The sequence below is a fragment of the Streptomyces sp. SID13031 genome, from assembly GCF_010548305.1.
GTDB lineage: Bacteria > Actinomycetota > Actinomycetes > Propionibacteriales > Kribbellaceae > Kribbella.
In genome coordinates, this window is the sequence record NZ_JAAGLV010000011.1 from 195,821 (window position 1) to 217,121 (window position 21,301).

General features: G+C 68.4%; 22 protein-coding genes and 1 pseudogene. 18 read left to right on the top strand and 5 right to left on the bottom strand.

Annotated elements, in window-relative coordinates:
- Window positions 1-5: 5 nt before the first annotated feature.
- Together G3I17_RS22775 and G3I17_RS22780 are read right to left on the bottom strand one after the other, a co-directional pair.
- Window positions 6-1,601 carry an alpha/beta hydrolase gene (locus G3I17_RS22775; RefSeq protein WP_164599545.1) on the bottom strand — a complete coding sequence of 532 codons (1,596 nt, stop codon included), beginning with the start codon at window positions 1,599-1,601 and terminating at the stop codon, window positions 6-8.
- Between the two features lie 102 nt (window positions 1,602-1,703).
- Window positions 1,704-2,192 (bottom strand): inorganic diphosphatase, encoded by a 489-nt coding sequence (locus G3I17_RS22780; protein ID WP_164599547.1) that lies wholly within the window; start codon window positions 2,190-2,192, stop codon window positions 1,704-1,706.
- Window positions 2,193-2,242: 50 nt separating this feature from the next.
- Here G3I17_RS22780 and dacB point away from each other — a divergent pair, with 50 nt between their 5' ends.
- The 14 genes from dacB (at window position 2,243) to G3I17_RS22850 (ending at window position 14,861) form a co-directional block, all read left to right on the top strand.
- Complete coding sequence (dacB, locus tag G3I17_RS22785; protein WP_164599549.1) at window positions 2,243-3,601, top strand: D-alanyl-D-alanine carboxypeptidase/D-alanyl-D-alanine-endopeptidase; 1,359 nt, start codon at window positions 2,243-2,245, stop codon at window positions 3,599-3,601.
- Window positions 3,602-3,647: 46 nt separating this feature from the next.
- Complete coding sequence (locus G3I17_RS22790; RefSeq protein WP_164599552.1) at window positions 3,648-4,742, top strand: zinc-dependent metalloprotease; 1,095 nt, start codon at window positions 3,648-3,650, stop codon at window positions 4,740-4,742.
- A gap of 4 nt (window positions 4,743-4,746) precedes the next feature.
- Window positions 4,747-5,766: a tRNA lysidine(34) synthetase TilS gene (gene tilS / locus G3I17_RS22795; RefSeq protein WP_164599701.1), complete on the top strand. Its 1,020-nt coding sequence runs from the start codon at window positions 4,747-4,749 to the stop codon at window positions 5,764-5,766.
- A 5-nt stretch (window positions 5,767-5,771) separates the two neighbouring features.
- Complete coding sequence (gene hpt / locus G3I17_RS22800; RefSeq protein ID WP_164599554.1) at window positions 5,772-6,323, top strand: hypoxanthine phosphoribosyltransferase; 552 nt, start codon at window positions 5,772-5,774, stop codon at window positions 6,321-6,323.
- 193 nt (window positions 6,324-6,516) lie between these two features.
- Window positions 6,517-8,544: an ATP-dependent zinc metalloprotease FtsH gene (gene ftsH, locus G3I17_RS22805; protein WP_164599556.1), complete on the top strand. Its 2,028-nt coding sequence runs from the start codon at window positions 6,517-6,519 to the stop codon at window positions 8,542-8,544.
- Between the two features lie 4 nt (window positions 8,545-8,548).
- A complete protein-coding gene (gene folE / locus G3I17_RS22810) occupies window positions 8,549-9,121 on the top strand; it encodes a GTP cyclohydrolase I FolE (RefSeq protein ID WP_164599558.1) in 573 nt (190 codons plus the stop codon).
- A 162-nt stretch (window positions 9,122-9,283) separates the two neighbouring features.
- Window positions 9,284-10,432, top strand: coding sequence for a S1 family peptidase (locus G3I17_RS22815; protein WP_164599560.1), 1,149 nt, complete (start codon window positions 9,284-9,286; stop codon window positions 10,430-10,432).
- Between the two features lie 153 nt (window positions 10,433-10,585).
- Entirely contained in the window at window positions 10,586-11,383 is a 798-nt protein-coding gene (folP, locus tag G3I17_RS22820; protein ID WP_164599702.1) for a dihydropteroate synthase, read from the top strand.
- Window positions 11,380-11,844 carry a nuclear transport factor 2 family protein gene (locus G3I17_RS22825; protein WP_164599562.1) on the top strand — a complete coding sequence of 155 codons (465 nt, stop codon included), beginning with the start codon at window positions 11,380-11,382 and terminating at the stop codon, window positions 11,842-11,844. Before folP ends, G3I17_RS22825 begins: the two co-directional genes overlap by 4 nt.
- The gene (gene folB / locus G3I17_RS22830; protein ID WP_343238381.1) at window positions 11,841-12,245 is read left to right on the top strand and encodes a dihydroneopterin aldolase; all 405 of its coding nucleotides are present in this window, start codon (window positions 11,841-11,843) and stop codon (window positions 12,243-12,245) included. The genes G3I17_RS22825 and folB overlap by 4 nt, the downstream gene beginning before the upstream one ends.
- Complete coding sequence (gene folK, locus G3I17_RS22835) at window positions 12,242-12,808, top strand: 2-amino-4-hydroxy-6-hydroxymethyldihydropteridine diphosphokinase (RefSeq protein ID WP_164599564.1); 567 nt, start codon at window positions 12,242-12,244, stop codon at window positions 12,806-12,808. The genes folB and folK overlap by 4 nt, the downstream gene beginning before the upstream one ends.
- 2 nt (window positions 12,809-12,810) lie before the next feature.
- A complete protein-coding gene (locus tag G3I17_RS22840) occupies window positions 12,811-13,329 on the top strand; it encodes a DUF3180 domain-containing protein (RefSeq protein ID WP_203590611.1) in 519 nt (172 codons plus the stop codon).
- Between the two features lie 11 nt (window positions 13,330-13,340).
- A complete protein-coding gene (locus G3I17_RS22845; RefSeq protein ID WP_164599568.1) occupies window positions 13,341-13,781 on the top strand; it encodes a hypothetical protein in 441 nt (146 codons plus the stop codon).
- 114 nt (window positions 13,782-13,895) lie between these two features.
- A complete protein-coding gene (locus G3I17_RS22850) occupies window positions 13,896-14,861 on the top strand; it encodes a hypothetical protein (protein ID WP_164599570.1) in 966 nt (321 codons plus the stop codon).
- A 69-nt stretch (window positions 14,862-14,930) separates the two neighbouring features.
- Here the strand turns inward: G3I17_RS22850 and G3I17_RS22855 are convergent, their stop codons facing one another.
- Complete coding sequence (locus tag G3I17_RS22855) at window positions 14,931-16,031, bottom strand: NADH-quinone oxidoreductase subunit D (RefSeq protein ID WP_239062807.1); 1,101 nt, start codon at window positions 16,029-16,031, stop codon at window positions 14,931-14,933.
- Between the two features lie 118 nt (window positions 16,032-16,149).
- Here G3I17_RS22855 and G3I17_RS22860 point away from each other — a divergent pair, with 118 nt between their 5' ends.
- Together G3I17_RS22860 and G3I17_RS22865 are read left to right on the top strand one after the other, a co-directional pair.
- Complete coding sequence (locus G3I17_RS22860) at window positions 16,150-16,638, top strand: PH domain-containing protein (protein WP_164599583.1); 489 nt, start codon at window positions 16,150-16,152, stop codon at window positions 16,636-16,638.
- A gap of 155 nt (window positions 16,639-16,793) precedes the next feature.
- Window positions 16,794-17,936, top strand: a pseudogene (locus G3I17_RS22865) (PH domain-containing protein); the annotation flags it as partial.
- 23 nt (window positions 17,937-17,959) lie between these two features.
- Here the strand turns inward: G3I17_RS22865 and G3I17_RS40990 are convergent.
- Window positions 17,960-18,847, bottom strand: a complete 888-nt coding sequence (locus G3I17_RS40990) for an SAM-dependent methyltransferase (protein ID WP_164599594.1) — start codon at window positions 18,845-18,847, stop codon at window positions 17,960-17,962.
- Window positions 18,844-19,425 carry a 2'-5' RNA ligase family protein gene (locus G3I17_RS22875; protein WP_164599595.1) on the bottom strand — a complete coding sequence of 194 codons (582 nt, stop codon included), beginning with the start codon at window positions 19,423-19,425 and terminating at the stop codon, window positions 18,844-18,846. The genes G3I17_RS40990 and G3I17_RS22875 overlap by 4 nt, the downstream gene beginning before the upstream one ends.
- A gap of 185 nt (window positions 19,426-19,610) precedes the next feature.
- Between G3I17_RS22875 and G3I17_RS22880 the strand changes: the two genes are divergently transcribed.
- Both G3I17_RS22880 and panC read left to right on the top strand, forming a co-directional pair.
- Window positions 19,611-20,471 (top strand): Rossmann-like and DUF2520 domain-containing protein, encoded by an 861-nt coding sequence (locus G3I17_RS22880; protein ID WP_164599596.1) that lies wholly within the window; start codon window positions 19,611-19,613, stop codon window positions 20,469-20,471.
- Window positions 20,468-21,295 carry a pantoate--beta-alanine ligase gene (gene panC, locus G3I17_RS22885; protein ID WP_164599597.1) on the top strand — a complete coding sequence of 276 codons (828 nt, stop codon included), beginning with the start codon at window positions 20,468-20,470 and terminating at the stop codon, window positions 21,293-21,295. The genes G3I17_RS22880 and panC overlap by 4 nt, the downstream gene beginning before the upstream one ends.
- Window positions 21,296-21,301: the final 6 nt, after the last annotated feature.

Sequence of the window (21,301 nt, forward strand, 5' to 3'; positions counted from 1 at the left end):
CGGGCTCACCAGCGGCTGGTCAGCTCGGTGGTGTTCGGAGTGCCAGCGGTGCGAGCTGCCGGAGCCAGTGCTGGGTCGTTGGCCGCGCAGCGGGTGTCTGCTGCCGGCACTGTCAGGTTGAGGAAGTAGTTGTCGGCCGCTGCGCGAGTGCAGGCGGTCCGGGTGTAGACGACGTGGCCGGAGCCCTCGTAGGTAACCAGAACGGCCTTACCCAGTTGGCGTCTGGCGTTGACTGCCCACGAGTAGCCGGTGGCTGGGTCGTGGATGCCGTTGAACATCACGATCGTCGGCGCGCCCTTCACCTTGAGCCGGTGCTGGGGGTTGTTGACCTTGCCCGGCCAGCCGATGCACTGGGTCATCGACTGCAGCGCCTCGACGGAGGCGCGCATCCGCGGTGCCACCTTCAGGCTGGCCCGGTAGAGGGTGTCCAGCTCCCCGAAGCTGTGGATCGGCAGCGACCAGTCTTCGCAGAACTGCGGCCTGACGTCCTCCACCAGCTCCACAGCTCCACTCGACGCCTTGCCTGCCGCTGTCGGTACTGCGGCCGGCCGGGTCGAGGCGAGCTCCGTACGCGCGGTACGGACGGCGGCTGACGGCGTACCGGCGTGCAGGGAGCTGAGCAGGTCACCGAGCTGGACCCAGCGGGGACGGCTGAAGAAGAACTGGGTGAGGCCGAGCAGGTCCCAGTTGCTGAGCTTGGTGCCGTCGGACGGGTCGACCAGAGTGCCGGCGTCGGCCTTCGCGAGCACCTCGGCGTACACCTTGGAGACGTCCTGGCCCTGCAGGGCGCAGTTGGGGCTCTTGCCGCACCAGTCGACGAACTGCTGGAAGGAGTCCTCGGCGAAGCCGCTCTCGCTGAGCTGGAAGCGCCAGGTGTCGAGGCTGTGGTCCATGTTGCCGTCGTTGACCATCGTGCGGATCCGCTGCGGGAACAGCTCGGCGTACATCTGGCCGGTCAGGGAGCCGTACGACGCGCCGTACCAGTTGAGCTTGTCGGCGCCGAGCGCGGCGCGGACGGCGTCGAGGTCGCGGGCCACCGAGATGGAGTCGACGTGGTCGTAGAGCGGGCCGGTCTGCTGCTTGCAGTCGGCGGCCAGCTGGCGGTTGAACTGCACCAGCGCCGTGTACTCCGCCTTGGTCCGCGGCAGCACCGTGTCACCGGGCTGGCCGAGGGCATCAGCCGAGCAGACCACTGGGTGGCTGCGCGCGACGCCGCGGGGGTCGATGCCGATGATGTCGAAGGTGCGCAGGACCTCCGGGCTGAAGATGCTGCCCGCGCTGAAGGTCATGTTGACGCCGGAGCCGCCCGGGCCGCCGGGGTTGATGAACAGCGGGCCCTTGGACGCGGCGGGGTCGCCGGCCGGGCGCTTGGCCATCACCAGCTCGAAGGTCGCCCCACCGGGCTTGCTCCAGTCCACCGGCAGCGTGATCCTGCCGCACTGGACGGTCGGTACTTCGTCACAGGGAGCCCAGGCGATGGACCGGGCCGGCTGCTGGCCGGCAACTGGGCTCGCGGTCGCTGGGGTGGAGACACCGGCCGCGAGTAGCAGCAAACCGGCTCCTGCCGCGGTCAACTGCCGCCTGATCGTCCGACCGGACATCACGGGTCCCTCCGTCGTAGTACTGACTGACGGTGTGGAACTTACTGCCCCGCGGCCGGTGCTGCGCAGGTGGTTGCAGCTAGCTGCAACCACCCCGGTGACTCAGTGGCCTTCGCGCTTCAGGCGTTCGAAGGAGGCGGTGACCTCGGCCTCGGCGTCGGCGCGGCCGACCCAGCTGGCGCCCTCGACGGACTTGCCCGGCTCCAGGTCCTTGTAGACCTCGAAGAAGTGCTGGATCTCCAGCCGGTCGAACTCCGGCACGTGGTGGATGTCGCGCAGGTGCTCCTGGCGCGGGTCACCGGCCGGGACGCAGAGGACCTTGTCGTCCGGTCCCTTCTCGTCGGTCATCCGGAACATGCCGATCGCCCGGGCCTTGATCAGGCAACCGGGGAAGGTCGGCTCGCTCAGCAGCACGAGGGCGTCCAGCGGGTCACCGTCCTGACCCAGGGTGTCCTCGATGAACCCGTAGTCGGAGGGGTACTGAGTGGCCGTGAACAAGGTCCGGTCGAGGCGCAACCGGTTCGTCTTGTGGTCCAGCTCGTACTTGTTGCGGGTGCCCTTGGGGATCTCGATGAAGACGTCGAACTCCATACGGCAGATACTGTCACGGTTCCGGCCGATGAAATGACAGGAGTAGCCAGGTGGCTCGCCCTCCCCGTGCGGTGTTCGTCACGCTGCTGGCTACCGGAGTACTGGCCGGACTGGTCGGCAGTGCACAAGCAGTGCCCGGCTCGTTGCAGACAGCAGCCAGTACGACGGCCGCGCCGCCGGTGCTCGAGCCTGCCAAGACGGAGGGTGTCGCGCCGACCGCCGCCGGAGTACAGAAGGCTCTTGCGGCTGTCCTGGCGGACCCCTCGCTCGGCAAGCACCACGGCGTCTACGTGTACGACGCGTCCCGCGGCAAGGCGGTCTTCTCGGCCGGTACTGCGAAGCCGTACGTCCCGGCGTCGACGATGAAGCTCCTGACCACGGTCTCCGCGCTGGAGACGCTCGGCCCGGACCACCGGTTCACCACGAAGGTCGTGCGGTCGGGCAACTCGATCGTCCTGGTCGGCGGCGGCGACCCGCTGCTGGTCAGCAAGCGGCCGACCGACCCGCTCGACTTCCCGGCCCGTGCCTCTCTGCAGGACCTGGCAGCCAGTACTGCGAAGGCGCTGCGCGCCGACGGGGTGACCACCGTCACGCTCGGGTACGACGCCAGCCTGTTCACCGGGCCGGCCGCCAACCCCAAGTGGGAGGCGAACTACCTCACCGAGGGCATTGCTGCCCGGACCTCGGCGCTCTGGGTCAACGAGGGGCGCCTGTCTGCTGGCATGGCTAAGCGGGCCGACTCCCCGGCCCAGGCCGCTGCGGCTGCCTTCGCGGCTCAGCTGGCGAAGCTGGGGATCAAGGCGACCGGGGTCAAGCCGGTAGCGGCCCCGGCGGGTGCGGCGGCTGTGGCCCAGGTGGACTCGCCGACACTCGGGGACATCGTCGAGTACATCAACCTGCACAGCGACAACGACGGCGCCGAGGTGCTGCTGCGGCACGTCGGGCTGGCGACCGACAACGGCGGCTCGACCACGGGTGGCGTTCTGGGCGTGCGCGCGACGCTCACCAAGCTCGGTCTGGACGTCAGCAAGGCACGGATCGAGGACGGCAGCGGCCTGTCCCGTACGAACCAGGTGCCGCTGGACGTACTGGCCGGAGCCGTTAGGGTGGCGACCTCCGAGGACAACCCGAAGCTGCGGCACCTGCTGACCGGGCTGCCCATCGCCGGCTTCAACGGGAGCCTGAAGGAGCGCTTTGCCGGGCCGGGCACAGCCACTGGTACCGGCATGGTCCGGGCCAAGACGGGCACTCTCACCAGCGTCCATTCACTGGCCGGCTACGCCCGGACCAAGTCAGGGACGCTCCTGGTCTTCGCAGTGGCCACCGACAGCGCCCCGCCCGCCAAGGCCCTGGACGCCCGCGCCGCTCTGGACCGAGCGACGGCCGCCCTCGCCGCCTGCGGCTGTTGACTCTGTTCAAACAGCGCATGTTGGAACATGCCACTAGGGTCGATGTATGAGTACGGCTGAAGGTAGTACCGCGGCTGAGATGGTCGACTGGCAGCTGGCGATTGGAGTGGCTCGCAAGCTGCTCCGGCCGGGACCGGCGGTCAGTCGGGTCGAGGCGGATCAGGTGGTTGCCGAGCTGCGGCAGTTCGCGGCTGACTCCGAGCACCACGTGCGTGACTTCACCGGTCTGCAGGCGACGTCGGCCACGGCTCCCGTGGTCATCGTGGACCGGCAGGGCTGGGTGCAGGCGAACGCGGACGGCTTCAGGACGGTACTGCGGCCACTGGCCGACAAGCTGCGCGAGAAGCAGGAGTGCAGCGGCGGGCTGTCGTCCGCTGTCGGCTCCCGCGTCACCGCCATCGAGGCGGGGGCGCTGCTGGCCTTCCTCTCTTCCCGGGTGCTCGGGCAGTTCGATCCGTTCTACCCGTCCGAGCCCGACCCGGCCCGCCCCGACCTGACCGGACGGCTGCTGCTGGTCGCGCCGAACGTGATGCACGTGGAGTCCGAGCTGGGCGTAGTGCCGCGGGACTTCCGGTTGTGGGTGTGCCTGCACGAGGAGACCCACCGGGTGCAGTTCACCGCCGTACCGTGGCTGCGGGATCACCTGCGCTCGGAGATCGCGTTGTTCCTGGACCAGGCCGAGCTGGACGCGTCGGCGTACGCGGCGATGTTCCGCGAGGCGGTGCAGCGGCTCGGGCGGTCGGTGAAGGGCGAGGCCGAGCTGAGCCTGGTCGACCTGATGCAGTCGCCGGAGCAGCGCGCCGTGCTCGACCGGCTGACCGCGGTGATGTCGTTGCTCGAAGGCCACGCGGACTTCGTGATGGACGGGGTCGGGCCGAGCGTGATCCCGACCGTCGACGCGATCCGGTCCAAGTTCACCTCGCGCCGCACGGGCGGCAGCCCGCTCGACCAGTTGCTGAAGAAGCTGCTGGGGCTGGACGCGAAGATGCGGCAGTACCAGGACGGCGCGGCCTTCGTCCGCCGTGTGGTCGAGCGCGTCGGGATGGAAGGCTTCAACAAGGTCTGGACCGCCCCCAACACCCTCCCCACCAAGAACGAGATCGCCAGCCCCGATGCCTGGATCACCAGACTCCACGGCTGAGGCGATGGAAGGCGACCCTGCTGTTGCTCGGCGGGCTCGCCTTCACCCCGCCGTCGCCAGGGTGCGGGAGGCCGTGCGGGTTGCACTGGCTGACCTGCCTCACGGGACCACTGTGCTCGTCGCCTGCTCCGGTGGAGCCGACTCGCTGGCACTGGCGGCGGCCACTGCTTTCGAGGCTCCGAAGCTTGGCTTCACCGCCGGCGCGGTGGTTGTCGATCACGGGCTCCAGACGGGGTCTGACAAGACAGCGGAGACAGCGGCTGAGCAGTGTCGCGGGCTGGGGCTCGAACCCGTGCAGGTGCGAGCAGTGGAGGTCGGGACAGAGGGGGGACCCGAGGGAGCCGCCAGGACGGCCCGGTACGACGCCCTGCGGGATGCTGCCGACGAGCTCGGGGCAGATGTCGTCCTGCTCGCCCACACTCGCGATGACCAGGCAGAGACGGTGCTGCTCGGGCTGGCCAGGGGATCGGGCGCCCGCTCGCTCGCGGGGATGGCTCCGACCGCAGGACTGCTCCGGCGACCACTGCTGGAGGTTCCCCGCAGTGCAACGGCCGCCGCGTGCATCGCATCGGGTCTGCGCCCGTGGCACGACCCGCACAACGACGACCCGCAGTACAGGCGGGTACGGGTGCGGCACGAAGTACTGCCGGTGCTGGAAGAGGCGCTCGGGCCCGGTGTGACAGAGGCCCTGGCCCGTACTGCGGGGCTGCTGCGCGCCGACGCCGACGCGCTCGACGTACTGGCTGCTGACCTGGCAGAGACCGCCGTCCAGCATGCAGAGTCGGAAGTCGTCTGCGACGTCGCAGTACTGGCAGAGGAGCCCGCCGCGCTCCGGACCCGCGTACTGCGTCAGGCTGCGCTGGAAGCTGGTTGCCGCGCCAACGACCTCAACGCCGGCCACGTCGCCGCCGTCGACGCGCTGATCACCGATTGGCGCGGCCAACGCTGGATCGACCTCCCGCAAGGAGTCCGCGCCGTACGCAAGGGCGGATTCCTCGTCTTGGGGACTGATGTGACAGGCTGAGCATCGTGGATGCGTCGGACATCGAGAAGGACCTGGCCCAGATTCACTTCACCGAGGAACAGATCCAGGAGAAGCTCCGGGAACTGGCCCTGCGGATCGAGCAGGACTACGTGGGCAAGGATCTGCTGCTCGTCGGCGTCCTGCGTGGCGCCGTGATGGTGATGGCCGACCTCGCCCGCTCGTTCAGCCGGCACGTCGAGATGGACTGGATGGCGGTCTCCTCTTACGGCTCGGGGACGAAGTCGTCCGGGGTGGTCCGGATCCAGAAGGACCTGGACACCGACATCACCAACCGGCACGTGCTGATCGTCGAGGACATCATCGACACCGGGCTGACGCTGACCTGGCTGGTCAGCAACCTGCAGTCGCGCCAACCCGCGTCGGTGGAGATCTGTACCGCGTTCCGCAAGCCGGACGCGGCCAAGATGGCGGTCCCGGTCAAGTACGTCGGGCTGGAGCTGCCGGACGAGTTCGTGGTCGGCTACGGCCTCGACTACGCGGAGAAGTACCGCAACCTGCGCTGCGTGGCGACGCTCGCCCCGCACGTCTACTCCTGACCCGCTCGCGGGCCGGGTGCGGGCTGACCTGTCAGGGACTTGGTGACAGGCTGTAGACAGGGTCGTACCGTCGTTCGGTGACCCTCGTGGTGGGCACGCTTGCCCGGCACGAGACACTTGGACTGGTATTACCGTCACAAGCCCGTTATCCCGGGCCTGCTGAGCTAGGAGGGACGGGGCGCCTGCCCTGATCATGGACGTGAAGCGCATCTTCCGCGGACCCCTGTTCTGGATCGTCATCGCCTTTTTGGGCGTGCTGGTGATCGGACAGCTCCTGACCGGCTCGTCCGGATACAAGACCGAGCCCACCGGCCAGGTGGTGCAACTGATCTCGCAGGCCACGGCGTCGACCGACAAGTCGATCAAGTCGGTCACGCTGATCGACCCGGATCAGGAGATCCGGATCGAGAAGACCGACGGCACCAAGGTCCGGGCGCACTGGGTGGACGGCCAGGCCAACAGCCTCGGTGGCGACCTCCAGACGCTCTTCCAGAACGGCAAGATCGAGAAGTACGACGTGGAGAACCCGAAGCCGAGCTTCATCGGCCAGGTGTTCTCGACGCTGATCCCGTTCCTGCTGATCGCCGTCGTCTTCATCTTCTTGATGAACTCGATGCAGGGTGGCGGCTCGCGGGTGATGAGCTTCGCCAAGTCGAAGGCCAAGCTGGTCACCAAGGACACCCCGAAGACGACCTTCGCGGACGTGGCCGGGGCCGACGAGGCGATCGAGGAACTGAGCGAGATCAAGGAGTTCCTGCAGGAGCCGGGCAAGTTCCAGGCGGTCGGGGCGAAGATCCCCAAGGGCGTCCTGCTCTACGGCCAGCCCGGTACCGGTAAGACCCTGCTGGCCCGTGCGGTCGCCGGTGAGGCCGGCGTGCCGTTCTACTCGATCTCCGGGTCGGACTTCGTCGAGATGTTCGTCGGTGTGGGTGCCTCCCGGGTCCGCGACCTGTTCGAGACGGCCAAGACCAACGCGCCGGCGATCATCTTCATCGACGAGATCGACGCCGTCGGCCGCCACCGTGGTGCGGGTCTGGGCGGTGGCCACGACGAGCGCGAGCAGACGCTGAACCAGCTGCTGGTCGAGATGGACGGCTTCGATGTCCGCGGCGGCGTGATCCTGATCGCGGCGACCAACCGGCCGGACGTGCTCGACCCGGCGCTGCTGCGCCCGGGCCGCTTCGACCGCCAGATCGCGGTCGATGCTCCGGACCTGCCGGGTCGCGAGCAGATCCTGAAGGTGCACTCCCGCGGCAAGCCGATGGCGGACAACGCCGACCTGCGCGCCGTCGCCCGTCGTACGCCGGGCTTCACCGGTGCCGACCTGGCCAACGTGCTGAACGAAGCCGCGCTGCTCACCGCCCGGCTGAACAAGCAGCAGATCGACAAGTTCGCCCTCGACGAGGCGATCGACCGCGTCATCGCCGGACCGCAGCGCCGGACCAGGTTGATGTCCGACAAGGAGAAGGTGCTGACGGCCTACCACGAGGGCGGACACGCTCTGGTGGCCGCGTCGCTGCCGCACTCCGACCCGGTGCACAAGGTGACGATCCTGCCGCGCGGTCGCGCGCTGGGTTACACGATGGTGCTGCCGGACGAGGACAAGTACTCGACCACCCGGTCGGAGATGCTCGACAAGCTGGCCTACATGCTCGGTGGCCGCGCCGCCGAGGAGATGGTCTTCCACGACCCGACCACGGGCGCCAGCAACGACATCGAGAAGGCGACGGCGCTCGCCCGGGCGATGGTCACGCAGTACGGCATGACCGAGCGGCTCGGCGCGATCCAGTACGGCCAGGACTCCGGTGAGCCGTTCCTGGGCCGCGACCTGGGCAGCCAGCGCAACTACTCCGAGGAGATCGCCGCGGCGGTCGACGAAGAGGTCGGCAAGCTGATCCTGAACGCGCACCAGGAGGCCTTCGACATCCTGGCCGAGAACCGCGCGGTGCTCGACGCCCTGGTCGAGGAGCTGCTCGAGAAGGAGACCCTGGACAAGGCGGAGATCGCCCGGGTGTTCGAGCCGATCCAGAAGCGTGAGCTGCGGCCGGCCTGGACCGGGTCCTCGACCCGGATCCCGTCCGAGCAGCCGCCGGTGATGCCGCTGCCGCGGGCCGAGCAGAACGGCTCGCTCCAGGACGTCATCCCCGGTGGATCGATCGGACCGGACGAGGCGGCCAAGGGCCCGAACTACGGCGGCGGTCCCACCCCGCCCGTCGAGTAGTCCCTTGACCTCGCCGAAATTCGATCACGCCCGGGCGGAAGCCGCCGTCCGGGAACTGCTGATCGCGATCGGCGAGGATCCGGATCGTGAAGGACTGAAGGACACCCCCGCCCGGGTCGCGCGCTCGTACGCCGAGATCACGGCCGGGCTGGGGCAGACCGCCGAGGACGTGCTGAGCACGACGTTCAACCTCGGCCACGACGAGTTGATCCTGGTCAAGGACATCGAGGTCTGGTCGGTCTGCGAACACCATCTGGTGCCATTCACCGGGGTGGCCCACGTCGGGTACATCCCCGGTACGGACGGGCAGATCACCGGGCTGTCGAAGCTCGCCCGGCTGGTCGACGTCTACGCCAAGCGGCCGCAGGTGCAGGAGCGGCTGACCACCCAGGTCGCCGAGTCGATGGTGGAGCTGCTCAAGCCCCGTGGCGTGATCGTCGTGATCGAGTGCGAGCACCTGTGCATGACGATGCGCGGCGTCCGGAAACCGGGCGCCAAGACGATCACCTCGGCCGTTCGCGGCCAGCTCCGCAACCCGGTCACCCGGGCCGAGGCGATGAGCCTGATCGTCGGCTGATTCCCCGTCCCGGCAACTGCTTCGCCGGGACCGCGTAGCCCCGATGGGGCCGCGCTCGTTGAACCTCTGAAGCTGTTGCCCATGGACATTCCGTGTCCGAACGCCTACGGTCCGTAGTGGCGTTCTGACTCGGGTGCAGGGCGCCAGTGTGAGGAGGAAGGTATGTCAGGGCGTTTTCGGGTCGGCGCCGCACTCACCGGGATCGTCGTACTGACGGCTGCCGGACTGATCGCGGCGAACGGCGCCCAGGCTGATGGTCGCAGTGCGGACACCCCGGTGGGAGCAGCCAAGCTCCCCACGGCGGACCAGCGGATGCTGCGAGTCCAGGACCAGGCGCAATCGCTCGAGTCCGAGCTCGGCTCGCGTGCCATCGGCAGCTATCTCGACAGCACCGGAGCCCTGGTGGTCTCGGTCTCCGACGAAGCGACCGCGGATCTGGTCCGGCAGGCGGGCGCCATCCCCAAACTCGTCCGCTACACCGCTGAGCAACTGCTCGCGGTGCAGTCGGAGCTCGACCACGTGGCGACCGGCTCCAGTGCGGGCAAGGTCAGGTCCTGGTACGTCGACCCGATCAGCGGCACCGTCGTCGTCACCGTGCCCCGCGGCACCGGCGACCCGATCTCGCAACGGTTCCTGCGCAAGGCGCTGGCCAACGGCGACAAGGTGACGCTGCGCCGGTCGCGCGGCGTCGTCACCACCACCGACGAGCAGTTTGGGCTGCTGGGTGGCTACCAGGTCGACAAGAACACCGGTTACACGTGTTCGCTCGGCTTCAACGCGACGACGAGCGAGGGTGGCCGGATCTTCCTCACCGCGGGCCACTGCACGACGGGCAAGCCGTCGTTCTCGCGCAACGGCTACATCATCGGCAACACCCGCAGCTCCAGCTTCCCCGGCAACGATTACGGCACGGTCAGCGTGATCGAGGGCTGGGACCAGCAGGGCCGGGTCGAGCGGTGGGGAGCCACCGACGTCCAGGTCCGCGGCGTCTCCGACGCGATGGTCGGGGCCGATCTGTGCAAGTCCGGCAAGAGCACCGGCTGGACGTGCGGCAAGATCGTCGCCCGCAACGTGACGGTGAACTACGGCAACAACAAGGTCGTCCGCGGCCTGATCCAGCATTCGGCCTGCGTCGAGGCCGGCGACTCCGGTGGCGCCAACATGACTGGCGACTACGCGGCCGGAATCACCAGTGGCGCGGCCTTGATCAGTGGGCAGTGTCTCGACAAACATGGACAGTCCAACGAGTCCTACTCACAACCGATCGGTGAGGCGCTGTCCGCTAGCGGCGCCTCGCTGGTGCTGGGCTAGCGGCCCCGGGCGGGAGCCCGGAGTCGATGGGGGCCTGGTACCTAGGTGGGGTAGTTCGGGCGCGGCCACTACGGTGGTCGGGTGCGAACTGCCCCACCGAATCACGTTCCCAGTCATGTCGAAGGCCTGCCTGCACCGGATCGCTGTCTGGTGATGGGTGTCGTCAACGTGACCCCGGACTCCTTTTCCGACGGCGGTGAGTGGTTCGAGCCGTCTGCCGCGATCAAGCATGGCCGCGAACTGCTGGCCGAAGGCGCCGACCTGCTGGACGTCGGCGGTGAGTCGACCCGGCCGGGTGCCGAGCGGCCCGCGCCGGCTGAGGAGATCCGCCGGGTGCTGCCGGTGATCGAGACGCTGGCCGCCGAGGGCGCGCTGATCTCGATCGACACGATGCGCGCCGACGTCGCCGCCCTCGCCCTCGACGCGGGGGCCGTGATGGTCAACGACGTCTCCGGCGGGTTGGCCGACCCGGAGATGCTCGGGCTGGTGGCCGAGCGCGGTACGCCGTACGTGTGCATGCATTGGCGTGGGCACTCGGCGGAGATGCAGGAGCGAGCGCAGTACGAGGATGTGGTGGCCGAGGTGGTCGCCGAGCTGGCGGCGCGGCTGGAGGCGATCAGCGCGGCTGGAGTGGACTTGAACCGCGTCGCGCTCGACCCGGGACTGGGGTTCGCGAAGAACGCGGATCACAACTGGGAGGTACTGCGCCGGCTGCGCGAGTTCGCGGTACTGGGAAGGCCATTGCTGATCGGTGCCTCGCGCAAGGCGTTCCTGGGTAGGCTGCTCGCCGACGAGAAGACGGGCGAGCCGAGACCGGCCGTCCGACGAGACGACGCGAGCGCGGCCGTCTCCGCCCTCGCCGCCGTAGCCGGAGCCTGGTGTGTCAGAGCTCACGCGGTGGCGCCGAGTGCGGATGCGGTGCGGGTTGCGCGCCGGTGGGGAGCGGTATGACCGAAGAGCCGGGCGGTACGCGCCGTGGAACGGGTGCCTCCGCGCAGACCGTGGTGCTGAACGCGAACACCGCGTTCTACAACGCGTTCGAGGCGGGCGACCTGGACCTGATGGCGGCGGTCTGGCTGCCCGAGCCCGATCCGGTCTGCATCCACCCGGGCAACGCGGCGATCTACGGGTATCCCGAGATGATGCGCGCCTGGGCGATGATCTTCGCCAATACGCCGTACATCCAGTTCTTCCTGACCGACGTGCAGGTAAGAGTGGATGAAGACGTGGCCTACGTCACGTGTACGGAGAATGTCCTGTCGTCCGGCGAAGGGGCGCCGGAGGAAGGTTTCGCCGGGGGTAAGGCACTGGCCACCAACGTCTTCCGCAAGACGACTACCGGCTGGCGGTTGTGGATCCACCACGCCTCCCCGGTACTGTCGTCTGGGGGTCGACAGGAGGAGGCAGAGTGAGCGGTCCCGCACTGCCCTCTGTTGTGCGGCCCCCGGACGTGATCGAGATCCGCGGCATCCGGGGTTTCGGGCGGCACGGAGTGTTCGAGCACGAGCGGGCCGACGGGCAGGAGTTCGTCGTCGACGTCCGGCTGGAGCTGGACACCCGGCCGGCAGCGGCCTCCGACAAGCTGGCGGACACCGTGAACTACGGGCTGGTGGCCGAGCAGGTGCACGCGGCCATCGAGAGTGACCCGGTGGACCTGATTGAGACACTGGCACAACGGATCGCGGACCTGTGCCTCGCCGACCGGCGGGTGACCGGAACCGCGGTGACCATCCACAAACCTTCGGCGCCGATCACGGTGCCGTTCGACGACGTTGTCCTGACCGTGCAGCGCAGAGCCGGAGAATCCTCGTGACTGAGACCCCTAGCCCCTACGTGATCGACGCGGACACCCTGAGCGGTGGCCTCAAGCCGATCCGGCAGGTGATCCTGTCGCTCGGTAGCAATCTCGGTGACCGGGAAGCAAACCTGCAGGGCGGCGTCGACGCACTGCGGGACACTCCCGACGTGGTCGTCGTCGACGTCTCCCCGGTCTACGAGACCGAGCCGATCGGTGGCCCGGAGGAGTCCGGGCCGTACCTGAACATCGTGCTGCTGGCCGACACGACGCTGTCGGTCGACACCCTGCTGGACCGTGCGCACGCCGTCGAGCAGGCGTTCGGCCGCGAGCGCAGCGTGCCGGGTGCGCCGCGGACCCTCGACGTCGACCTGATCACCTACGGCAAGAAGACGGTCGAGTCCGAGGAGCTGACGGTGCCGCACCCGCGCGCCCACGAGCGCGCCTTCGTGCTGGCGCCCTGGCTGGACATCGAGCCGGACGCGGTCCTGCCCGGGGTAGGCCCAGTGGCCGAACTGCTCGCCAAGGTGGGCAGCGACGGGGTGAAGAAGCTCGACGACCTCACCATCGAGCTGCAGTAGTGGTGTCGGGCGGTCCCGGTCCGAACCGGGCGCCGGGGGCCGGCAAGGAGCCGCCGCGCCCCGGTACGGTCCGGCCGACCTCACGTCGGCTGCTGGTCGCGATCGTCGTCCTCGGGGCGGCGATCGGCTGGACCATGATCAAGGCGATCGAGTCCAACGGTGGCGTAGCGCCGACGGTCTCCTGGCTCACCCTGGTCGCGTGGAGCTTCCTGGCGGCGCTGCTGTTCGTCGCAGCCCGGAACACTCAGCAGCGGATCCAGGTCCGCCGGGAGCGGGTCGAGGCGTCGCGGGCGGTGTTCCTGCTGCTGATCGGAAAAGCCAGCGCGTTCGTCGGCGCGTTGTGCGCCGGTGTTTACGCAGGGTTCGCGTTATCCTTCCTGGGCGCGGTGAGCTCCTCGGGGCCCCGCAATCGAGTGATCACAGCCGGTGCTGCGGCAGTGATCTCTGTGCTGGTCGTCACGGCCGGATTGCTACTCGAACGGGCGTGTCGTATCCCCGATGACCCCGAAGACACCCCCTAACATGGCGGTCCATGGGGTCAAGAGGTAGCCGCCGTCGTACCAGGGCCACGGTTCTCGTGGTCGCCAACGTGCTGCTCGTCCTGATCTGCGTCGGCGTGAGCATCTCGCTGTTCTCCCAGAACCAGTGGATCCTCCGGGCGGCCGCCGTCGCCGCCGTGGCGGTCGCGGTCGGCGCCTCCGCCCTGACCCGCCACCAGCTCCTGATCGAACGCCTAGCCCACAGCGACGAGCGCGCCCAGGTAGCCCAGGAGTACTCCCGCATCACCAGCGCCCGCGTCGTCGAGAACGCCGAGTTCGTCGACCTGATGCAACGCCGCCTGGACCGCATCGACCAGCGCCTCGACAAGATCGACGAGGAAGTAGCCACCGTCGTAGCCGCCGGCGACAAACACTCCCACGCCGACGCCCCCACCGTCGTCGACCTCAAACTCCGGGGCCTGGCCGCCAGCTAACTCCCCCCTATCATCGGTCCGTTGTTCCTCGGCGTGTCTCCGTTCGTCGGTCCATTGAAGCAATCCTGTGGATAACTGCGGCGGACTTTCACCGCATTAACCCATCCTGCTGGGATGCAACCCCAGACCTCCAGCGCCCTACCGCTGCTTCCCGACCTAGTCCTGAACGGTCAGCCGTTTACCCGATCCGAAGGCCGCGACCATGATCTGGATGCCAAACAGATCCGCAGGCTTCTCCGGATCGGGTTGCTGCGTTCCGTTGTCCGCGGTGTCTATGTCGATGCGCTGGTCGAGGACTCGCTAGCCCTCCGGGCTGCGGCGATCGCCAAAGTTGCTCCACCCGACGCCGTCGCCTGTCGCCAGACTGCCGCATGGTTGCTCGGAGTCGACACTCTGGCGCTGTCGGAGCACGCGGACACTCCGAAGGTCGACTTCGTCCGTCAGGCGAAGACGCGGGCAGTGAAAATCTCCCGAGCCAGCGGTCACTCGCAGACTCTGCTCGCTGGCGATGTGATCGATTGGCACGGGCTGCAGATCACATCCCCACTGGCGACCGCGGTCCACCTTGCGCGACATCTGCGGCGCCCCTTCGCTTTGTCTGCGCTGGATGCGATGGCCCGAGCAGGGTTGGCCACCCGCCTCGACGTCCAGGACGCAATACGGCGTTTCCCGCATCACCCAGGGATCGTGCAGGCTCGTGAACTAGCGGCGCTGATAGATCCAGGCGCCGAATCACCCGGCGAGTCCTGGCTTAGGTTGTGGATGATCGACGCGGGATTCCCGCCGCCGGTGCCGCAGATCGAAATCACGGACGAGGTCAACAGCTATCGGATCGACCTGGGGTTTCTCGATCCGATTCCGGGTACGGCGGATCGCCACCTCGGGCTGGAATACGACTCGGACAAGTGGCACGGCACAGCCGAGCAGCGGCGCCACGACTCGGTACGCCGCACGCGGCTGGGTCGGCTCGGATGGGACGTCTTGTCCGTCGGACGGTGGCAGGTCTGGGGAAGGGACACCACTTTAGAAGAGTCCGTCGGGAAGATCCTCGGGCTGGTCCCGCGGTCGCGTCGTTGGTGACGAGGGACCGACGATCGGCGACACGCCGGGGATCAAGGGACCGATGAGTGGGGTGGGGGTGGGGTGGGGCTACTTGTCGATGTCGCCGACTACGAAGAACATGCTGCCGAGGATGGCGATCATGTCGGCGACGATGGTGTTGGGGAGCATTTCGGGGAGGACTGAGATGTTGTTGAAGCTGGCGGAGCGGAGTTTCAGGCGCCAGGGGGTTTTGTCGCCTCGGGAGACCAGGTAGTAGCCGTTGATGCCCAGGGGGTTCTCGGTCCAGGTGTAGGTCTGGCCTTCGGGGACCTTCAGGATTTTGGGGAGGCGGACGTTGACCGGGCCGGCTGGGAGTGAGCGCAGGCGGTCCAGGCAGGCGTCGACCAGGTCCAGGGAGACCTTGACCTGGTCCAGCAGGACGGAGAAGCGGGAGAAGCAGTCGCCGTCGGTGCGGGTGACTACGCGGAGTACGCCGTCGCGGGCCAGCTCCTCGTAGGCCAGGTAGGGCTCGTCGCGGCGCAGGTCGGCGTCGACGCCGGAGGCTCGCGCGATTGGGCCGGAGACCCCGTACGACGCGATCAGCTCCGGCGAGAGCCGGCCGACGCCGACTGTCCGGGCCCGGAAGATCTCGTTGCCCAGGACAAGGTTCTCGATATCGGGCAGCCGCCGGCGGACCGCGGCCGACGCGGCGCCGGCGCGGTCCAGCCAGCCGTACGGGAGGTCTTCCTTCAGCCCGCCGACGCGGTTGAACATGTAGTGCATCCGGCCGCCGGACAATTCCTCCATCACCGCCTGGATCGTCTCGCGCTCGCGGAACGCGTAGAAGACCGGCGTGATCGCGCCGAGCTCGAGCGGGTAGGAGCCGAGGAACATCAGGTGGTTCAGGATCCGGTTCAGCTCGGTCAGCAGGGTCCGCAGCCAGACCGCGCGGACCGGCACCTCGAGGCCCATCATCCGTTCGACCGCGAGCACCACGCCGAGCTCGTTGGAGAACGCGGACAGCCAGTCGTGCCGGTTCGCCAGCACGATGATCTGGCGGTAGTCGCGGACCTCGAACAGCTTCTCCGCGCCCCGGTGCATGTAGCCGATGATCGGCTCGCAGCCGACGATCCGCTCGCCGTCCAGGGTCAGCCGCAGGCGCAATACGCCGTGCGTCGCGGGATGCTGCGGCCCGATGTTGAGCACCATGTCGGTGGTGGGCAGCTCGGAGCCCGGGTCCGTACCGCCCCGCTCGAAAGCTGCGGCACCAGGACCGATTCCCACCACTCGTTCCGTGCTCATGCCCCTATCGTGACAGGCTAAGAGTGTGGACGACCTCTTTGCTCCTTCCGATGTCAGCTGGACGCCGGTCTCGCCCAAGCTCGCGGCGGTACGCCGGGTCAGCGCGGCCGTCGCTCTCGGCGTACTGGCCATCGCCGGGCTGCTGTTGCTGGGGATGCTGCTGGGCTGGCTGTACGGCGTACTGGCGTTGGTGCTCGTCGCGCTCGGCTACGGGTGGGCGTGGGTGCTGATCGGCCGCAACCAGCGATCCTGGAAGTACGCCGAACGCGAGGACGAGCTGCTGGTCAGCCACGGCATCATGTTTCGCCAGCTGGTCGTCGTGCCGTACGGGCGGATGCAGTTCGTCGACGTGGCGGCCGGGCCGCTGGAGCGGGCGTTCGGGGTGGCGACGGTCGAGCTGCACACGGCCACGCCGGCCACCGACGCGAAGATCCCCGGGCTGCATCCGGACGAGGCGGCGCGGCTACGCGACCGGCTGTCGGCTCTCGGCCAGGCACAGGCGTGGGGCCTGTGACCGAGCCGCCCCAGCACCAGGCACAGCACCAGGCGCAGCCGCAGCCGCAGCCGCAGCAGGCGCCGCCGGTCGCCGAGCCGGTCATGGGTGCGCGGCTGCATCCGCTGACGCCTTTCGTGAAGGGCTGGGGGTACTTCGTCATCGCGGCGTTCGCGATGGCCAACAACGAGGGCCTGCGCAGCAACCTGAAGATCGCCGGGTTCGGCCTGGCCGCCGTCCTGGTCGGTGGCATCCTGCTCGGCACGCTGTCGTGGTGGTTCACCAAGTGGCAGCTCACCGTCGACGCGATCCGGGTGGACAGCGGCTTCCTGTTCCGCCGGACCCGGATCATCCGCTTCGACCGGATCCAGACCATCGACGTCGCGCAGCCGTTCGTGGCGAGGCTGTTCGGGATGGCCGAGCTCCGGATGGACGTGGCCGGCGGCGGTAAGAACGACGGCCGGCTGAGCTACTTCACGTACGACGAAGCGCAGAAGCTCCGGGGCACTCTCCTGGTCAGGGCCAAGGGTGAGCACGCCGTCCAGCAGCACCCGATCGACGAGGTCGAGCCCGAGCCGCTGCTGGTCGTGCCGACCGGGCGTCTGCTCGGTGCCACCCTGCTGTCGTCGACCGTGCTCGCGAGTGCCGGTGGTCTGGTCGTGCTGATCGTGTCGACCACCGTGCTGGAGGCGCATGCCGGTCTGTTCGCCGGTCTGCCGCTGCTGCTCGGTGTCGTGCAGCCGATCTGGAAGCAGGTCGTCGGCAACCACGGCTTCACCCTGTCGGAGACGCATGAGGGCCTGCGGACCAAGCGCGGCCTGTTCGACCTCCAGCGCCAGACCGTACCGCCGGGTCGCGTACAGGGCCTGCTGATCACCGAGCCGCTGATCTGGCGGCTCCTCGGCTGGTCCCGGGTCGACCTGGACATCGCCGGGGTGGCCGGCTCCAAGGGCGACGGCGAGGACGAGAACGAAGGCGCCCAGCTGCTGCCGGTCGGTCCGCATCAGGAGGTGATCGGGGTGCTCGCGAGAGTGCTGCCCGGCTTCAACCTGTCGGCCGTCGAGATGCACCGTGCACCGGAGCGAGCGAAGTGGCTGCGCCCGGTCGGCTGGCGCTACCTGGCCTACGGCTTCGACGACCAGGTCCTGGTGACCACCAGAGGCTGGGTGAACCGCCGCACGTCGATCGTGCTCCACCACAAGACCCAATCGGTCCGCCTGCATCAGGGCCCGCTCCAACGCCGCCTGGGCCTCGCCAACGTCCACGTGGACACCCCTGAGGGACCGACAGACGCCATCGCCCTCCACCGCGACCAGCGAGAGGCCGCGGCGCTAGTAGAGGCTCAAGCAGCCAGAGCCCGAGAAGCACGCCGTACTGCGGACGCGGTGCCGGCCCATACCCAGCCGAACGAGCCGAGCCCGGACGTGTTCAACAGCTCAGCCGCCTCTCCCGCAGACGACAACTCGGCCAGGTAGCGCAGGGGCTCAGTGCGAGCCAACTCCTGGCCAGGGCGCTCGGCAGACAGGCCGAGCGCCAGTAGAGCCTCCCGCTGCGTCGTGAGCTGACCAGAGACCGCAGTAGCCAGTGAATCCAGCGCAACGTGCGCAGTGAGGTCACAGGAGCCGTCCAGAGCTACAGGACACTCTCGGCCGCGGCTGAAGCCAGTCAGAGTCCCGTACGACGGGCGCTCGGTGCTCACATGTCCGTAGTCGATGGCGAGCGCGACACCGTCATCCAGCCGAGCAACCACCTCGGCCCAGGCCTCTTCCCGGGTAAGCCCGATCTCGGCCCGGTCGCCCTCCTCGGCCAGCGGCCACCACTTCTCCAGCCAGTCCAGATCGTTGCCTGAGACAACATCACCCAGAGTCTCGTCGGCCAGCAGATAGCGCGCGTCTCCCTTGGCATCGAGCTCGACGACCTCGCATGGCACGTTGTCGAGCCACTCGTTCGCGATCACCAGGCCGGTCAGCCGGGCGGGCAGTTCGTCGTCGAGCTCCACGTCGAGTACGTCCAACCCGGCGGCTCGCAGTACGCGACCCAGTTCGCCTTCACCTGCACCGATGTCGACCACCTGCGAGACGCCGACCTGCTCGGCCAGCCGTGCGATCGCCTGACCGAACAGCGGCGACGCGTGGACCGACGTACGGAAGTGTGCGGCCGGTCGCTCGCGCCGGTAGAAGCCGGACGGTCCGTAGAGAGCCGCGTCCCAGGCTTCGCGAAAGGTCGTCACCGAAGTTCGGGATCTCCGCCGAGTGGGACCGAACCGGTCAGTTGCCAGATGCCGTCGTCGCCCTCGCGCCAGATGGTCAGGTCGTCGAGGCGGACGGCCGGGATCTCCTCGGCCTCCAGGGCGGCCTGGGCCTCGGCGACCAGGGCCGGGCCGCCTCGTGTTGAGGACGAGATGGTCAGGTGCGGATGCGGGTCCGGGTGCTCACCGGCGTACGGCGGGCACTCGGGGAAGGTCGCCAGCACGGTCGCCACCAGGTCGCGCACCTGGTCGAACGGCTCGGGCCGGAGCCACGTGGTGCCGTTGGGAAACTGACCCGCCGTCGGGAAGGTCAACTCGAACGGCTCGATGTCGGCGATGGCGTCCTCGAGTCGCTGGACGTCCTCCGGCGACGGGTCCTGCAGCCAGGGCACGAGCACTGTCACGTGCGGCGGGATCAGCTCGGTGAGGGCGACCGTCGGCCGGGTCGACGAGTAGGAGATCGACCGCCATCGATCGGTGAACTCGGTCAGCTCTGGGACGGCGATCAAGATCGCCGTCAGTCCTGTCCGCGCCGCCCAGGGGTCAGGTAGTCCACTCACCACCCCATCGTCCCACCTGTGACGAAGGACTCAACCAAAACCCTCGTTGCGCTCGGGGAGGCAGGGGATGCATCCCCTCGCTGCGCTCGGGGCTGGGGAGGGCCCGCAGATGAGCACTACGCTGTCCTGAACCGCATCAATTCGTCTGGTACCTCGTAAGAGGACTGGAGCGTACGAGAGTGGACATGGAACGCATCGGCATCATCGGCTCCGGCCGGGCCGGCAGCGCCTTGGGAGCAGCCCTGGCGTCGGCCGGGCATCCCGTCACCGGCGTCACCGCACGCTCGCAGGCATCGCTGGATCGTGCCGCGAGGTTTCTTCCGGACGTCCCGATCCTCTCGCCCGCTGACGTCACGACGAGCGCGGACGTGGTGCTGGTCGCAGTACCGGACAGTGCGATCAGTGAGGTCGCCAGGAGCCTCCCGCTGACAGCGGACCAGTACGTCGTCCACCTGTCCGGCGCACACGGGCTGTCCGTGCTGCAGCCGACAGTGGCCACTCCTGTAGCGCTGCACCCGCCCATGACCTTCACTGGCGACCGCCCCGACCTCAGCGCCATCACCTTCACCGCAACTGCGCCCGATCGGGCAAAGCCGGTGGTCGAGCGTCTGGTGAAGGCACTCGGCGCCGAGCTGCAGTGGGTCGCGGAGGACCAGCGTGCTCGCTACCACGCGGGTCTGGTGCACGGCGCGAACCACCTGACCACTCTGCTCGTACAGGCATTCGCAGTACTACGGGAAGCCGGTATCGCAGACCCGGCGGCGACACTGCGACCCTTGCTGACCGCAACTCTCGACAACACGCTGCGGTCCGGTCATGATGCGCTCACCGGGCCGATAGCGCGCGGCGACGTCGAGACGGTGGCTGCCCACTTGGCGGTACTGCGGGGCCGCACCGCGAGCACGTACGCCGAGCTGGCCCGGGCGACGGTGGACTTGGCGACGGCGGACGGCCGGCTGGAGCGCAGTACGGCCGAGCGGTTCGACGAAGTACTGGCTGTGCAACCTGTGCTTGAGCAGGATCGAACAGGGGAGGCACCACGGTGAGACTCACCCAGACGAAGGCCGAGCTGCGGGCGGCCGCGGCGATTCGGCCTCGGGCGGTCGTGATGACGATGGGCGCGCTGCACGAGGGCCACGCGGCGCTGCTGGCGGAGGCGCGCGAGCGCGTCGGGCCGGATGGCAGCGTGGTGCTGACGATCTTCGTGAACCCCTTGCAGTTCGGGCCGGCCGAGGACTTCGACCGGTACCCGCGCACGCTCGCCAGCGACCTCGCGATCGCCAAGAACGAGGGCGTCGACCTGGTCTTCAACCCGTCTCGCGACGAGCTCTACCCGAACGAGCCGTCCATCACCGTTCATCCCGGTCCGCTCGCCGACGAGCTCGAGGGACAGGTCCGGCCGGGACACTTCACCGGCGTCCTGACGGTGGTGTCGAAGATGCTGCACCTGACCTCGCCCGACCTGGCGCTGTTCGGCGAGAAGGACTACCAGCAGCTGACGCTGATCCGCGAGATGGTCTGCGATCTCGACATGGACGTGGACGTCGTACCGGTGCAGACCGTGCGCGAGCCCGACGGCCTCGCGCTGTCCTCACGCAACCGCTACCTGGACGAGACCGAGCGTGACGAGGCGCTCGTCCTGTACCGCGCACTGACCGCCGGCGCGAAGGCGGGGATGAACGGGCCGGACGCAGTACTGGCTGCCGCCCACGCCGAGCTGGAGGCCGTCCCGTCGGTGCAGATCGACTACCTGGCGCTCAGAGCACCAGACCTCGGCCCAGTGATCGGCCCCGGTGAAGCAAGGATGCTCATCGCCGCGCGCGTAGGTAGTACTCGTCTCATTGACAACATTTCCATCACGCTCCGGTGAAATCGG